At 50.9% G+C, this 14,881-nt stretch carries 19 protein-coding genes and 1 pseudogene; 8 read left to right on the top strand and 12 right to left on the bottom strand.

Annotated elements, in window-relative coordinates; translation table 11 throughout:
* Window positions 1–362, bottom strand: a 362-nt coding sequence (locus tag RTV33_RS15190) for a conjugal transfer protein TrbL family protein (protein ID WP_312645660.1), incomplete at its 3' end; no start/stop codon positions are given.
* Window positions 363–564: 202 nt separating this feature from the next.
* On the opposite strand from RTV33_RS15190, the gene RTV33_RS15185 reads away from it, so the two are divergent.
* Window positions 565–732, top strand: a complete 168-nt coding sequence (locus tag RTV33_RS15185; protein WP_312645657.1) for a hypothetical protein — start codon at window positions 565–567, stop codon at window positions 730–732.
* Window positions 733–831: 99 nt separating this feature from the next.
* On the opposite strand, the gene RTV33_RS15180 is transcribed toward RTV33_RS15185, so the two are convergent.
* Entirely contained in the window at window positions 832–1,254 is a 423-nt protein-coding gene (locus RTV33_RS15180; RefSeq protein ID WP_312645654.1) for a hypothetical protein, read from the bottom strand.
* A 230-nt stretch (window positions 1,255–1,484) separates the two neighbouring features.
* Here RTV33_RS15180 and RTV33_RS15175 point away from each other — a divergent pair, with 230 nt between their 5' ends.
* The 7 genes and pseudogenes from RTV33_RS15175 (at window position 1,485) to RTV33_RS15145 (ending at window position 7,253) form a co-directional block, all read left to right on the top strand.
* Entirely contained in the window at window positions 1,485–2,360 is an 876-nt protein-coding gene (locus RTV33_RS15175) for a hypothetical protein (protein WP_312645652.1), read from the top strand.
* A 280-nt stretch (window positions 2,361–2,640) separates the two neighbouring features.
* Window positions 2,641–2,967 carry a metalloregulator ArsR/SmtB family transcription factor gene (locus RTV33_RS15170; RefSeq protein WP_109708953.1) on the top strand — a complete coding sequence of 109 codons (327 nt, stop codon included), beginning with the start codon at window positions 2,641–2,643 and terminating at the stop codon, window positions 2,965–2,967.
* Window positions 2,954–4,003 carry an ACR3 family arsenite efflux transporter gene (gene arsB, locus RTV33_RS15165; RefSeq protein WP_109708954.1) on the top strand — a complete coding sequence of 350 codons (1,050 nt, stop codon included), beginning with the start codon at window positions 2,954–2,956 and terminating at the stop codon, window positions 4,001–4,003. The genes RTV33_RS15170 and arsB overlap by 14 nt, the downstream gene beginning before the upstream one ends.
* Window positions 4,000–4,692, top strand: a pseudogene (locus RTV33_RS15160) (DUF2703 domain-containing protein); the annotation flags it as partial. The gene arsB and the pseudogene RTV33_RS15160, both read left to right, overlap by 4 nt.
* A gap of 36 nt (window positions 4,693–4,728) precedes the next feature.
* A complete protein-coding gene (gene arsD / locus RTV33_RS15155; protein ID WP_109709257.1) occupies window positions 4,729–5,103 on the top strand; it encodes an arsenite efflux transporter metallochaperone ArsD in 375 nt (124 codons plus the stop codon).
* On the top strand, window positions 5,103–6,839 hold the full coding sequence (gene arsA, locus RTV33_RS15150; RefSeq protein WP_109708955.1) for an arsenical pump-driving ATPase: 1,737 nt from the start codon (window positions 5,103–5,105) through the stop codon (window positions 6,837–6,839). Before arsD ends, arsA begins: the two co-directional genes overlap by 1 nt.
* Window positions 6,840–6,851: 12 nt before the next feature.
* Window positions 6,852–7,253, top strand: coding sequence for an arsenate reductase ArsC (locus RTV33_RS15145; protein WP_109708956.1), 402 nt, complete (start codon window positions 6,852–6,854; stop codon window positions 7,251–7,253).
* 40 nt (window positions 7,254–7,293) lie between these two features.
* On the opposite strand, the gene RTV33_RS15140 is transcribed toward RTV33_RS15145, so the two are convergent.
* From RTV33_RS15140 to RTV33_RS15095, 10 genes are all read right to left on the bottom strand, one after another.
* Window positions 7,294–7,632, bottom strand: a complete 339-nt coding sequence (locus RTV33_RS15140; RefSeq protein ID WP_312645643.1) for a DUF3852 domain-containing protein — start codon at window positions 7,630–7,632, stop codon at window positions 7,294–7,296.
* A 69-nt stretch (window positions 7,633–7,701) separates the two neighbouring features.
* Entirely contained in the window at window positions 7,702–8,172 is a 471-nt protein-coding gene (locus tag RTV33_RS15135; protein ID WP_109708958.1) for a hypothetical protein, read from the bottom strand.
* A gap of 13 nt (window positions 8,173–8,185) precedes the next feature.
* The gene (locus RTV33_RS15130) at window positions 8,186–9,877 is read right to left on the bottom strand and encodes a hypothetical protein (RefSeq protein ID WP_109708959.1); all 1,692 of its coding nucleotides are present in this window, start codon (window positions 9,875–9,877) and stop codon (window positions 8,186–8,188) included.
* Between the two features lie 66 nt (window positions 9,878–9,943).
* On the bottom strand, window positions 9,944–10,510 hold the full coding sequence (locus RTV33_RS15125; RefSeq protein WP_312645641.1) for a DUF6550 family protein: 567 nt from the start codon (window positions 10,508–10,510) through the stop codon (window positions 9,944–9,946).
* A 111-nt stretch (window positions 10,511–10,621) separates the two neighbouring features.
* Entirely contained in the window at window positions 10,622–11,170 is a 549-nt protein-coding gene (locus tag RTV33_RS15120; RefSeq protein ID WP_109708961.1) for a hypothetical protein, read from the bottom strand.
* Window positions 11,167–11,565 (bottom strand): DUF4320 family protein, encoded by a 399-nt coding sequence (locus RTV33_RS15115; protein WP_109708962.1) that lies wholly within the window; start codon window positions 11,563–11,565, stop codon window positions 11,167–11,169. The genes RTV33_RS15120 and RTV33_RS15115 overlap by 4 nt, the downstream gene beginning before the upstream one ends.
* The gene (locus RTV33_RS15110; protein ID WP_242992267.1) at window positions 11,559–12,215 is read right to left on the bottom strand and encodes a DUF3848 domain-containing protein; all 657 of its coding nucleotides are present in this window, start codon (window positions 12,213–12,215) and stop codon (window positions 11,559–11,561) included. Before RTV33_RS15110 ends, RTV33_RS15115 begins: the two co-directional genes overlap by 7 nt.
* Before the next feature lie 16 nt (window positions 12,216–12,231).
* Window positions 12,232–13,104 carry a secretion protein F gene (locus RTV33_RS15105; RefSeq protein WP_109708964.1) on the bottom strand — a complete coding sequence of 291 codons (873 nt, stop codon included), beginning with the start codon at window positions 13,102–13,104 and terminating at the stop codon, window positions 12,232–12,234.
* A gap of 10 nt (window positions 13,105–13,114) precedes the next feature.
* Entirely contained in the window at window positions 13,115–14,044 is a 930-nt protein-coding gene (locus RTV33_RS15100) for a type II secretion system F family protein (protein ID WP_109708965.1), read from the bottom strand.
* A partial coding sequence (locus tag RTV33_RS15095; protein ID WP_312645633.1) for a CpaF/VirB11 family protein occupies window positions 14,041–14,881 on the bottom strand: 841 nt, incomplete at its 5' end. The genes RTV33_RS15100 and RTV33_RS15095, both read right to left, overlap by 4 nt.

The raw sequence follows: 14,881 nt of genomic DNA, 5'->3' as shown, positions 1-14,881 counted from the left end.
GCCGTGAGGCTGCTCTGGAGATTGACCGAGAGCTTGAACAGCTCCACCGGCACGATGGTAAAAAGGGACACTGCCATAAAGCCCTTGATGGCGTTTAAAGCGGTGTCCTTTATGCTGCCCCGGCCGTGCTGGTACTCAATGCCGGTTTCAAATGCTGACACTACCAGCCCGGTTCCGTACAGCGCCCAAGCCAGATAGGAAAAAAACAGGACGATGGACTGTACCCAGCTCATCTCAAACAGCTCCACGCCCATGTTTCCCATCTGTGCAAAAAAGTCGGCCAGAAAGCCGACCACCTGTCCGTAGAGCCATTCGATGATCTGATCCATCACGGTTCCAAGGACAAAGTCCCATATGAACATTGGATTCTCACCTCTTTCCTGTGGAAATAAAAAAAGGCACACCATGCAATAAAATGCGGTGTGCCTGCGTATCTGGTGGAACGAATTTCAAATAGAGCGCGAAGATTTAGAAAACTTCAAAAACGACTTGACAATCCGCTCGTTCAGAGCTTCAATACCACACAACGGTGGCCGCCGAAATAAGGAAAAGGAGGTCAATTGCGTGGCAGACTACATAAAAATGTATGATTCGCTGTTTAACGATGTGACGGATGCCATTTCGCTGCTTCAGCGTGCGCAGCAAAAGACGGAGGAGCTTTTCATCTCCGGCGATGACGGCGTTATTGTGGAGCTCAAAAGAGATTCCGAGCCTGACGGCAACGATAAATAACAAAGCTCATTTGCAAATAGCAAGGAGAGCGGTTTGCCGCCCTCCTTGTTTTGCTGCTGCAAACGCTTTTTGGGATAAACAAAAAAACGCACCGTGGGTTCATTCACGGTGCGCCTTGGAGCATATTTGTGATTGGTTTTTTAGCTCGCTTAGCCTGACAGGGTCTATATAGTGGGTGGCATAGGCTTTTTCAATATCCTCGCCGCCGCTTTTGGAAAACCGGAGCTTCTTTGCATGTGGGCGGTTTTTCAGTCCCCACTGCTTATAAAAGGTCCATGATTCCTTGAGATTGTTTTTCGCGGCATAGCCTCGGATTTCCCGCATGATAAAAGACAGTTTGGAGAGGTTCACCTTGCAGACACGTTCCAAATAATCCACCTTGCCGAAGCGCCACCGCTCATAATCCTCTTTGGAGAGGATGCTCAAATCCATCAGCACCTGCACGGGCGCTACTATACCGCTCCTTTGGAGCTGCTGATACATGGAGTTATGGATTTTCCCTTGTATATCATTGCTGTTCACCGCATCACCTCCTGCGCATATTTTACTGCAAATTTCTTTGGTATGCCAGACGTTTCCTCTCTTTTGGGGAACAGTTCGTTTCACTACATCCCCAAAATCGTCCAGTCAATGCTTGTATATAGCTGGTGGAAAGATACTGAAAAATATGGTATTCTTTTATATATAATTATATATAATGATTTTTACTGTAACACAGATGCCATAAATAATAAACGCTAAGGGGGTGTATCATGGATACTGCATTAATGCTAAGGATTGCTTCTGAGAAAAACCAGCATTTAGAGAATACTGAAATCTCCAGTTTGCTAAGTGAATCGGTATTAGTCCGAAAGCTCACAACAGATTTTGTGGATCACCCCCTGGGTGCTGTATTTCGAATTATGGGTCTAAGCGAAATCCCACATATTGAAAGATTACCTTACACACAAAAGATGATAGACTATATTAATCGGAACATTGCAACAAAACAAGGATTTTCATGCTTAGGCGGAATTGAAGAAATTGTCCCTTGCTACAACGCGATGCTGCTGGAAGCCTATTGTAGACTTGGACTTGCTGAGAGTAAAGAAGCACAAGCTGCTCTAAGCTGGATAGAACAATATCAGCTTTTTGAACGTAACCAAACTACTTCATGGCCTCATAAAGGTGTATGCAAACATGGCGGATGCCTTGGAAAAACGCCATGTTACATTGGTATTGGTAAAACAGTCCGTGCGCTTACAATCTATTCGGAGTGCGTTAAACATGAAAATCAGAACGTGGAAAAGCTCTTGATACAAGGGACAGGCTATATGCTTCGTCATAAAATGTTTCAGAGGTTATCAGATGGCAAGCCCATCAGCTCTCATATTACAGATATCATGTTTCCGCAAAGTTACGCGCTCTCACTTACAGACTTAACTTATATTGTTGGGAAAAGACAGTTGATGGCAAGTGAAGATAGTTCGGAGTTGTTACACCTCCTTCAGGAGAAACAAATAGCGGAAAACCAGTGGAAGATTGATTATCTATACAGCTATAAAGGCTATGTCGCCTTTGAAAGCAAGCGCAAAACCTCGGAATGGGTTTCAGCATTGTTTTCGATATGGCTATCTAAATCAATGTGAGTATAGTAGCAGGCCGATTTTGCAAGACAGAAATCGGCCTGCTCTTTCGTTACATACCAAGTATCGTCCAGGGTATTCTTGCATAAAGATGGTGAACGTATTTTTGCTTTCATGTGTTAACTCCTCCTATACACGATTGATTGTTTATATATTGCAAGGTAAAACTGGCGGCTTTCTGCCGTCTTTTTTACTCTCGAAATAAAACACCAAAACACATTGACATTCATCTATGTGTTGGCATATAATACACATAGACCATTATCTATGTGAGGTGATTTAATTGAGCAATAAATATGCTGAAAATGTCGGGCTGTTCAAGGCCCTTGCAGACACGAACCGGCTTATGATCGTGGATATGCTATCCTGCGGTGAGCTTTGTGCCTGCAAGATTTTAGAGAAGTTCCATATTACGCAGCCAACCCTTTCTCATCATATGAAAATACTCTGTGATTGCGGTTTGGTAAATGGACGTAAAGAGGGCAAATGGATGTATTATTCACTGAATAGCGAAAAAGTGCAGGACTTCAAAAACTTTTTATGTGCCATTACCATCGACAAAGAGGATTGCATTTGTAAGGAAGGAGAGTGTAATTGTGGGAAAAAATAAACAAAATCAAGGTATCGGCTTTTTTGAGAGGTATCTAACGGTATGGGTGCTACTTTGCATGGCGGTGGGTATCCTAATCGGCAAGTTTTTACCCGCCGTCCCCTCACTCTTAGGTCGGTTTGAGTATGCACAGGTGTCCATTCCGATTGCCATTTTAATATGGCTGATGATTTTTCCCATGATGCTAAAGGTGGATTTCAAGAGCATTAAGAACGTGGGGAAAAATCCAAAAGGACTTTTTGTAACGTGGGTGACAAACTGGCTGATTAAGCCCTTTACCATGTTCGGTATTGCAAGCCTATTTTTCTTTGTGATATTCAAAACGCTCATTCCTGCGGACTTGGCAAAGGACTATCTGGCCGGGGCCATCCTGCTTGGAGCTGCTCCCTGCACGGCGATGGTATTTGTGTGGAGCCATTTGACAAAGGGCGATCCTGCTTACACGGTGGTACAGGTTGCAACCAATGACCTCATTATCCTACCTGCCTTTGCGCCAATCGTAGCTTTCCTGCTTGGCGTAGGAGGCGTTTCCATCCCGTGGGATACGCTTTTGTTATCGGTGGCGCTGTTTGTTGTCGTTCCCCTTGCGGCGGGTATTATCACGAGGACACAGCTTATCAAACACAAAGGCGAGGATTACTTTAATCATACATTCCTGCCGAAATGGAACAACATAACTGTTGCGGGTCTACTTTTGACGCTGATCCTTATTTTCTCGTTTCAGGGTAATGTCATTTTGGAAAACCCGCTGCACATCGTCTTGATTGCCGTGCCGCTAATTATTCAGACCTTCCTAATTTTCTTTATCGCATACTTGGCAAGCAAGGCGCTCAAGCTGCCGCATAACATCGCCGCCCCTGCCGGAATGATCGGTGCATCAAACTTCTTTGAGCTTGCTGTTGCGGTTGCCATCGCCCTGTTTGGCGCACAGTCTCCCGTGGCATTGGCTACCATTGTCGGCGTACTGACCGAAGTGCCAGTAATGCTAATCCTCGTTAAGATTGCAAATAACACGAAAAGGTGGTTTACAGCATGAAGCAGCTTGCCATTGATTTTCTCTACCTCGATTTGAATACCTGTGAGCGGTGCATGGCAACGGATGAAACGCTCAAACAGGCGCTTCATGTCCTATCGGGCGTGTTTGATACGCTTGGGTTCGAAGTCAAGGTCAACACCCTCAATATCTCAACGAGGGAACTTGCGAAAGAATACCGCTTTATAAGCTCCCCAACCATCCGTGTGAACGGCGTGGATATTTGCAGCGAACTTGTGGAAAGCAACTGTGCAGATTGTGGTGATCTTTGCGGTGATAACGTTGACTGCCGGGTGTTCGTCTACGAGGGGCAAAACTACGAACAGCCGCCCGTACCGATGATCGTGGACGGCATCTTAAAGGCCATCTACGGTGGGCAACCTCAAGTAACAGAAGCCTATACGCTGCCAGACAATCTCGAACGATTTTTTACAGGGAAAAGCGGTTGCTGTGATAGCGCCTGTTGCTGTGGTGATGCACCGTCAAACAGTAGTTTAGTGCATAATGAAAAAACAGAAGTATCGCAGGCGTACATTTGCTATTGTAATCACGTTACAGAGAATGACATCATCAATGCCATTCAGAACAAGGGCGCCAAAACTGTTGATGAAGTTATCAAACTGACAGGCGCAATGAAAGACAGCAACTGCGCCGTCAATAATCCCAAAGGTGTATGCTGTTATCCCGATATAGTAAAAATATTCAATCATTATAAGGAGAGTGCTACCATGAAAACAATGTCTATTTACGAACCGGCCATGTGCTGTGAAACCGGCATCTGCGGTATCGGAGTCGATCCCGAACTGCTTCGCATTTCCACCGTGTTCAATAATCTGCAAAAGAACGGCATTACCGCCGCTCGTTTCAACTTGAACAGCGCCCCGCAAGCATTCATCAACAACACCGACATCAACAAGCTCATCATGGGTGATGGCGTGGAGTCTTTACCCGCCACGGTCGTTGACGGAAAAATTGTCAAGACGAAGGCGTACCCCACCAATGCGGAAATCGCAGCATGGCTGGAAATCCCGGTTTCCTATCTGGAGGCGACTGAAACGAAAAAAGCAGATGGCGGGTGCTGCTGTTCGGAGGGCTGCTGCTAATGAAACAATTTGATTTGCAACATCTTAACCTCACAAAATATCTGTTCTATACCGGCAAGGGCGGCGTTGGGAAAACCTCTATCGCCTGCGCCACTGCCGTGACCCTTGCCGACAACGGGAAAAAGGTGCTGCTTGTCAGTACCGATCCTGCTTCTAACTTGCAAGATGTGTTCAGCACCGAGCTTGATGGTAAAGGCGTACCGATTGTGGAAGTACCGGGACTTTTCGTTGCCAACCTTGACCCGATACAAGCTGCGGCGGAGTATAGGGAAAGTGTTGTCGCACCCTATCGTGAAAAGCTGCCGGAATCAGTTATTGTCAACATGGAGGAACAGCTTTCCGGCTCCTGTACGGTGGAAATTGCCGCTTTCAACGAGTTTACGAACTTCATTACGGACGAAACGGCCGCAGAGGAATACGACCATATTATTTTTGATACCGCCCCCACCGGCCACACCCTGCGGATGCTGCAACTGCCGAGCGCATGGAGTAATTTTATCAGCGAAAGCACACATGGGGCATCTTGCCTGGGGCAGCTTTCGGGCCTCGAAGATAAAAAGGAAATGTATAAACAAGCAGTGGCTACTTTAGCAAACGGTCAATTGACAACCCTTGTCCTTGTATCCCGTCCCGAAAGCTCTCCCCTCAAAGAAGCGGAACGGGCTTCAAGTGAACTTGCTGCCTTGGGCGTTGACAATCAACTTTTGATTGTCAACGGCGTACTTTCTTCTTTTGACGATAGCATTTCCGAAAGCCTGTATGCCAAACAACAAAAGGCGCTTGCCGATATGCCTGCCGGGTTAAAAGACATTGCGGCCTACTTTGTGCCGCTGCGCGCCTACAACATCACAGGCATGGAAAACGTTCGAAATCTGCTCCAAAAAGACAGCCTTACCATGAGCGGTGATACCTTAAATACCACCGATATTCCCACGCTTCGCAAAGTCATTGACGATTTGGATGCAAGCGGTAAAAAAGTCATTTTCACGATGGGCAAAGGCGGTGTTGGGAAAACGACGATTGCCGCCGCCATAGCCCTTGGCCTGTCGGCCAAGGGAAAAAAGGTACACCTGACTACCACCGATCCCGCCGCCCACCTAAAGTTTGTCATGGACGAAGCGAGCGGCATTACCATGAGCCATATTGACGAAAAGGAAGAGCTTCGGCGTTATCAGGAAGAAGTGCTGAAAAAAGCGCGGGAAACCATGTCAGAAGATGATGTTGCCTATGTGGAGGAAGATTTGCGCTCTCCTTGCATACAGGAAATCGCCGTGTTCCGCGCCTTTGCCGAAATTGTTGATCGGGCTGAAAATGAGGTTGTCGTCATTGATACGGCACCCACCGGCCATACGCTGTTGCTGCTTGATTCCACGCAGAGCTACCACCGTGAGGTTAAACGTACACAAGGGGACATCCCGGAAGCGGTTAAAAAGCTGCTGCCCCGGCTCCGCAATGCAGATGAAACGGCGGTTATTATCGTGACCCTTGCCGAAACCACGCCTGTTTTTGAAGCCATGCGGTTAGAGGAAGATTTGAAACGTGCGGAGATCGCAACAAGATGGTGGGTGATCAATTCCTCCCTGTACGCCACCGAAACGAGCAATGAGCTTTTGAAAGCCAAAGCAAGCCATGAAGTCGAATGGATCAACAAGGTGGATGAACTTTCCCACGGCTGTTTTGCGGTTATTCGTTGGAGCGCCGAGGATATCCGGGGAGAAAAATTACTCACCCTTTGAGGACGAAAGAAAATGAAAAAGGTTGCATTTATCTGTGTGCATAACTCCTGCCGATCTCAAATTGCAGAGGCCCTTTGCAAGCATTTCGCAGGCGATGTGTTCGAGTGTTATTCCGCCGGAACGGAAACAAAGCCAGAAATCAACCAAGATGCTGTGCGGCTCGTAAAAGAACGCTATGGAATTGACATGGAAAAGGCGCAGTATTCCAAACTGCTGTCCGACATCCCGCCCGTAGACATTGTTGTTACAATGGGCTGCAATGTGGAGTGTCCTTTTCTGCCCTGCAAGCACCGAGAGGATTGGGGGCTGGATGACCCCAGCGGCATGGATGATGTCATATTTCTGGAAACCATATCTCTTATCAGAGACAAAATTTTAAACCTTAAGGAACGCATCCAAAATGAATCGTTATAGGAATGGCTGGCAGACGCTTCGACGCCTGCCGGCCATTTTATTACATCCCAAGTATCTGCCAAATATAGGTCGGCGCCGTCAGGGTGAACACCAAACAGGCGAACAGAATTGCGGGCGCCGCCCACTCAAACTGACCGTGCTTTCGATAGTCGAAGTATGCAGTCCCCAATTTTGCAAAGAAAAACACCGCCAGAATCAGGTCGATGGCGGGGAATACCACCTTGTTGACCACGGTTTTAATCTGGCTGGAGGCGTCGTTCCACGTTCCTTCGATTGCCCCAGCCACATCGCCGTTTGCCGCAAACGCAGTTGTGCTGAACAGCAGGCTTACCATGAGAACGAGCGTGAGCGCCAGTGCGATTTTTTTGTATCTTTTCATAAAATCCACCTTTCTGAAATGAGGAACAAGGCCGCAGGATCGCTCCCGCCGCCTTGTTCTTTTTCTGTGTTATAGACGCATGGTCATATCCATGCCCGGAGTCTGTTGCTCCAAAAGCGGAGCTACCGCAAACACCTGGGGGTTCCGGAAAAACTTCTGGTCGCCCCGGAATCCCTTTTTCAGAGCACTGAATTCCTCCGCTTGCGCAAGGAGCTCAGCGGAACAGCCGGGCGGCAGCTCCTGATTCCAGCGCACCCAATCGCCATTTTGATAGCGCGGTTCCAGCCGAAGGATGACATAGTCCTCCGGTACAAAAGCAGGGTATTTTCGCAGCTGCCCCTGGGTGTCCACGTAAGGATGCCCCTCCTTCATGACGGTCATTTCCATAAGCCGCAGGGTGTCCACAAGAGAGGTGTAGAACCAGCACTCCCGGTCTCCGAACCGCCGGATGCGTCCATCTCGCAAAATTGCGTCCAGCCGCTCCTTTTTCTTGTAGTGGTACAGGCTGCCTTTTGGAACTTCAATCCGTTCATATGCCATCTTCGTCCCTCCCTTACGGCTTGAGGGGACCGGCATGCCAATCCTGCCACAGATTGCCCTTTATGGTCAGGCTGTCGGTCAGGTTGGCGGACAGCATCCCATCGGGCGTCCACGCGTCTATGAGCCATGTATTGACAGTATAGGCGCCGTCCGGCATCCAGATCGGGCTGAAATGGGTGCGATTTTTGTAGGTGGAATAGGGATTTTTCTGAAACTCAAACCGCCCTGTACCCATCCGCTCCAAGAGCCGCCAATAAGTTTCGTAGCCAAATTCGGGAAAATAGCTGACAGCATTCTGCGGCTGGGTCACCGCTGCGCTTTGGTTGGAACTGACACTTCCGGTGACGGTCTGGTTGATGCCGTACCCTGATTTCATGGTTCTTCCGCTGGCGGTAGGATTTTTGCTGTCGCACTGGATGCTCATATCGGCGGTCAGGCTGGCGCTGTAGCGATCCAAATCAAATTCGTACCATCCGTGGTCACACCAATATCCATCATCGTCCTCATCACCGCTGTGCCACACCCAATATTCCTGCCACCACGGTCGCCAGACGCTCCAGTTTGCCGTACTTTTTACCGCCCTGCTGGGGACAGAAGCACGGGAGAAGCTGTCGTTGCGATCATCCGCTACGGGATTGGGCGGCGGGTTCTTATCAAGGTCAACGATTTTCACGTTGAGGGTCGTTTTCGCCGTGCTGCCGGGGCCGGACACTGTCACTTCAATGGTCATGTTCTGCTCGGTATCGGGAGTTCTCCATTTCACCCACGCAAGCTGGCTGTCGCCATCGGGGTAGTAAACATTGCCCACGCTGTAGGTCTGTCCGCCGATGTTGAAGCTGACACGGGTGGGGCTGTCAGGGTCGGACTGACCGCCGCTGACCCGCACCGCCGTGATGACGTCGGTGTTGACCCGGTACTCGTAATCGTAGGCTTCAATCTGCGGCGCCTCCGGCTTTTCCTCAAAACGAACGATGCCAAGCCCGAGGCTGGACTTGATGTCCGCGTTGGTCGCGGCGCTGGTCTTGCTGCCTCCCCACGCGGGATAGCCGAGGTCACTTACCTCCAGAAACATGGCGAGAGGCAGATTTTTGTGGGTGAGGGATACCATGCGTCGCCTTAACAGGCCGCTGGTCTGCTCATCATAGAGCGCTGCCTCGGTGGCAGTGGTAGCAATCATGGTGCCCTCAAACTTGTAGTAGGCGATGGGCTCCAAAAGTATCTTGTACTCACCGCCGATGAGAACATCGTAATTCATGCCTGTGACCTCTGCAATGCGCTTGACCACATATTCGGAACAGAAATATTTCTTGATAGCTTCGATGTTATTGCTACCGTTCGTGCTGATAATGCGGGGCATGGTCTGTCCAGGGTTAATAAATTTATACGGGTCTACACTTGGTACAAGTGTCTGGCCATTCGTATAACTGATTTTACTTTTCACTCCAAAGTGTAGCCGAACATTGCTGGGGGTTTTATTTGTAAAATCTATCGGTGTGGTAACTACCACATGATCGCTCGCGCGAACCACCGTGACACGCACACCTTCGTTGCCGCCGTTCCATGAGTTGGTGCTGGTTCCTTGCCCCATGCCACCACCTCCGCCGTCAATGTTTCCGCTGCCGCCGGTGTCGGCAAAAGCAGGCATCGGGCAGAGCAGACAAAAGATGAGGAACAGCGGCAGGACTCTTAAAAGTAGGTTTTTCATCCTGACCTCCTATACAAAATAAAAAGGCACGGTATCTTTCAACCGTGCCATGGGGTATTTTCTTATTTAGTCCATAATGCCAACCTGCTTGTTGATATCGCCGTCACCATCCACAGTGGTTCCTTGTCCATCCCCAATATCATCGATCCACCCAAAACCCGGCACATAAATCTTGCCATCCTTGGTTTCGCCGCCCTGGGGCTGACTCTCGCTTTTGGGTGTTTCCTTGGGCTGTTCCACCTTGTCATGGTCGACAGCTGTGGGAGGCTCGGCGACCTTTTCGCCGTTAGGCTTTTGCGTAGGGTCTTGGAGCTGTTCCTCGGTATATTCCGGCTTGCTCACATTACCCTGAATGGTCTGTTCGGTGCCGCTGGAAACCGCGCCGTTGTCGGTACTCACCGGCTGACTGGTATCAGGCGGGGTTACGATGACCTCTTTTTCTTTCTCTGTGCTGTCCGGCCCGGACGGGTCTACCGTCACATCGCTTACATCGGAGCTTTGGGACGGGAGGGGCGCATCCACCCGATCTGGCGTCTGGAACCGCTGCCCGATCAGCACTACCAGCACCACACAGAGGGCGAGGCCACCGGCGACGGCCAGCCATTTCTTCATTTTGGGATTCATATTTTTCATAAGAGTATTCTCCTCCTATTTGTTAAATTTTGAGATTTTCCTTGTAATTCACACCCTACCACGAAGTTTTCAAAAAGTCTATCTATATTATAGAAAAACTTTTGAAACCAGTCAAAACCTTGGGGTGTATCCGGCGCTGACCTTGACCTTGATGGTCATGGGCTGCAGCAGCTTCCCGCCAAAGGATACGGGAACCTCCAGCAGGATGGTGCTGTCCGCTTCAAAGCGGGCGGAGGCTTGATCGCCGGAGGCAAGGGGGGCGTTTCGGATGTCCACGTCCAGATTCCACACCTTAAATTCCAGCTTGCCGTCCGGCGTGCGCTTTTCATGGTATCCGCTGCTGTAGTCAAGTCCAAGGATGCCGTCCAACCGGTCATAGATATCGCCGTAATCAAGACTTTCCTCGAAATCCCCGGCATAGGGTTGGTAAGCGCCCGAATAGCCCTCCCGCACACCGTGGTACACGTCATCGTAATTCTCCACCACCGTAGAGATGACCGCTGCCTGCACCGCATCCCGCACACCCTGCGCTATGATCATCAGCCGGAAATATTCAGAAATGCCAGTGAAGATGATGACCAGCGACAGGGTGATTGCGATGATCAGCGGAAAGCCCGCGCCGCCTTTTCCCCTTAGGATTTGCTTGATTTTATCCGTCATTTCCAATAGACCTCGCTCTTTCCCGCCGCGTCCGCCCGCAGCGTAATGGGGAACGAGCCGAAGCCGCCGAACAGTCCGATATTGGTCTGGTAGGTGACCGTTACCGTGACTTCCTCGTTCAGCTGGATTCTGCCGGTTTCAGACCATTCCACGCTGGGAGAAAGCCCTGTCTTTTCCCGCAGGAGCTGTTCCCGGCGGCTGGTTTCGCTGCCCACCTGTCCGGCAATTTCCGCCTCCCGGATCAGCTCCGTGGCAAAGGTGTCCAGCTGCTGCTTTTGGATGTAGACGGGAAACACCTTTACGGCGAGGGCAATGACCAGCATAGCGCACAGCACCAGCACAGCCACGTCAATGTAGCCCTCACCGCGTTTCTTTCTCAGGATTTTTCTTAGCACATGGTCACCCCCTGCTCAAAGGGCCCCTGCTCCCGCCGTGGTTCCGGGTTGTGGTCACTTAAAATACGCCATGCGCCCTTACTGAATTCAGCGGTACAGATTTCCTGCTCCAATAGCTCCTCCGCCGGAACATCTCTGGCAAATTCAGCGCTGCTGGGATTTCCTTTCACACTCTGTCCCGCCAGCAGAAGCTGTGCGGTTTCCGGTGTCAGGTACACATACCCGCCGGGCGTCATCATGTCAAACGATGCATTAGGGTGCGCTTCAATAAATTCCCGCACGGTGACTCTTTCTTCCTCTGCGGAAACAGGCGCATATTCCGGGTCAAGGGTATATTCTGATTCCGATTCGCCCTTGTCCCACAGCGTCCAGAGGGCATGGGTGAGTTCCTCGCTGAAATCAACATTCTGTTCGGATATCCACTGATCCTTTACCACCTCCAGCGGGTTTTCGAAGCGGAGCAGATACTCCATATATTCGGCGGAATAGCTGCCGCTGGATAATTCTCCGTACACAAACTGCGCAGCGGCAATCTCACTCGCCAGCTCCACCAGCTCGGAGGCCGGTTTCTGCCGCCACTCCTTTTGATACCGCGCCATACCGCTGTCCAGCTTTTTGCGCAGAAGCGTCATCATTTCCTGTTCTGTCATTTGGCTTACACCTCCCTTAGAACATCCCGCCGAGGGATGTAATGATTTCATAGACAATAATCGCCATGTAGGTCATAAGAAAGCACATGAGCATGGCAAAGGAAAACACCCGGATTTTCGGCGGTATCTTCATCGCCTGCGCTTTCAGCCGCTGAAGCTCCAGCTGCTTCATGTCGTGAGCCAGCATCTGAAAATACATCCCGCCGTCGTCCCCGCGCAGTACGCCGATCAGCCCTCTGGTAATATCCGAAAGCATGGGCGAATTGAACCTTGCCTCAAAACGGGTCAGCGCCGCTTCATAGCTGGAGGAGCGCATATCCGCCGTGAGGATGTCAAGCTCCGCGGCGAAGTCCTCGCCCGCGTTTTTCTTGAAATTTTCCAGCATGGACAGCACATCCCGGCTGGCCTTCAGCTCCTGGGTGATGGTCGCCACGAAACGGGGCAGCTCCTGTTCGATTTTTTCGCGCTTGACTGCCAGCGCCTCATCCGCCTTGCGGATTTCCTTGAAATAGACCAGTATAGCGGCAAACAGCACAATGGGCGCCAGCAGCGGCAGAACAATCAGGCAGGGAATGATGCACAGCCCGATGGCCGCCGCCTTGACAATAGCCGTTGCCATGAACAGCTCCGGCGAGTCGGAAAGTCCCGCTGCCGACAATACATTTGTCATCCGGATTTTCTTGTATTCGTCCATGCGCAGATACCGGGAGAGCCGGACAGCGGCATTTCGCAGCAGGGCATCGGTGGTTTTGGGCTTGGCTTTGGTCTGCTTTCCTGCCGACAGCATCGCCTTTTGGGTGGCGAGAGTGGGCAGATGCAGCAGATCGGCGGCAAGGAAAAAGAGTCCTGCCGATAGGAGGACTCCGAATAAAACAAGATAGATTGTCATGTCCGTCCTCCTATCTTCGATATTCAATGGGCTGGGTGAGCTTGATGACAAACGCCGTGGAAACGAAAATTACGGCGGCGCAGATGGTCAGGATAATCTGCCCCAGCGGGGTGTGCATCAGGGTGTGGTACCAATCCTGATTCAAAAAATACAGAAGCGGGATATTCCCGATGACGAGAATCACCATAACGATGAATTCCTTTCTCGGCTCAAACACCATGGTTTCCAGCTCGCCGTTGACCACCCGCATATCACTGAGCTTACTGACGATTGGGGTCAGAGTGGTTTTGAGGCTGCGGTCGTGCTGGCAGGCAATGAGGGCGTCGCACCACTCATGGAACACCGCGTTATCAATCCTCGTTTTCACATCATGGAGCGCCGCCGTCACATCGGGGTCCACCAGCCGTACACGGGACACAAAGCCCTGAAACACCGACAGCACCGGCGGATTCAGGTACGGGAGGTTTTCCTCCACCGCCGTCAGAATGTCCTCGTTTCTAAGGTAGGCCGTGGTGATGATGGAGAGTGCCGTTTCCAGCTCCGCCGCAATGTCCTTTTTGAAGTGGCTTGCAGTGAGCTTTACCCACCAGAACGGCAGGAGCATACAGCCAGCCGCCATGACAGGAACCAGAAAAAAGTTCGAGAGCATCACGGCGGCCGACGCACCCACGGCAAAGAACAGCAGGGACAAAGCGCACAGCATGGGAAAGCGTGCCGACCGGCCGGTGACCTTGAGGATAGACTGCACCTCGGCAATTTCACGGCGCAGATAGGATTTCTTTTTCCTGCGGGTGGTTTCATTGATTTCGTCCCGGAGGGCTTTCGGCTGATCGGTCAGCCTGCCGAAGATGGCGGTCGTAAATGCCATAGGAGTGAGACCGAGCAAAAGAAAAGAGCCTGCGATCATGCCGATGCAGGCCATTAAAAATATTGTTGTCATGCGGTTTGCGCCTCCTTTTTCCGCAGGCGTTCAATGACCGTCTGCGGCATGCCGTTTTCCAGCAGCCGCTTGGCGAGGCTGTCCGAGATGGTATTGACCTGCGCATGGTGCCCTTCAATGATAAATTTGCCGTCCTCCATGCGGTTTTCCGTAATGACATACTGATACAGCGGGCGGAAATGCCTTGTGCCGTCGGGCAGAATTTCGCATTCCTGAATCTCCATCATGCGGCGCTGCTTGTTTTCCAGCTGCTTGCAGAACACCACAATGGGATAGGCTTCGGTGACATAGTCCATGAGGGTCGCATCGGACATATCCACGGCGCGCTTGCACAGGGACACCATGCGGCGATAGGTGGCTTCGCAGGAATTGGAGTGGATGGTGGTCAGCACCGCCACGCCGGTTCGGGCAGCCTCCTGCGCCGCATTTGCCTCCGCGCCGCGCATCTCGCCCACCACGATAATATCCGGGTTAAAACGGAGGGCATAGTCTAAAAGGTTCGTCTGGTCGATGCGCTGGCGGTCATTATCACTGTCACGGGTCAGGGTATGGATGACCGAATTGACCACTTTTCCGTCCTTTTCTCTGACGAGTGCCAGCTCACGGGAGCCGTTTTCAATGGTATAGATGCGCTTGTTATCCGGAACCGTGGTCAGTACCCAGCCTGCCACGGTGGTTTTGCCGGAGCTGGTGGCGCCCGCCACGCAGACCGAAATCCCGTAGCGAATGCAGAGAGATAAGAAGTCCAGCATGGGGTCGGTTGCCGTTCCGCTCCCCACAAAATCCTCTTTTTTCATGCTCTGCGGGTTGACGATACGGATGGAGGCCGCCACGCCC

It is taken from the genome of Hydrogenoanaerobacterium sp. (assembly GCF_032017025.1).
In the GTDB taxonomy this organism is placed as follows: domain Bacteria; phylum Bacillota; class Clostridia; order Oscillospirales; family Ruminococcaceae; genus Hydrogenoanaerobacterium.
This window is presented reverse-complemented; position numbering and strand designations above follow the sequence as displayed.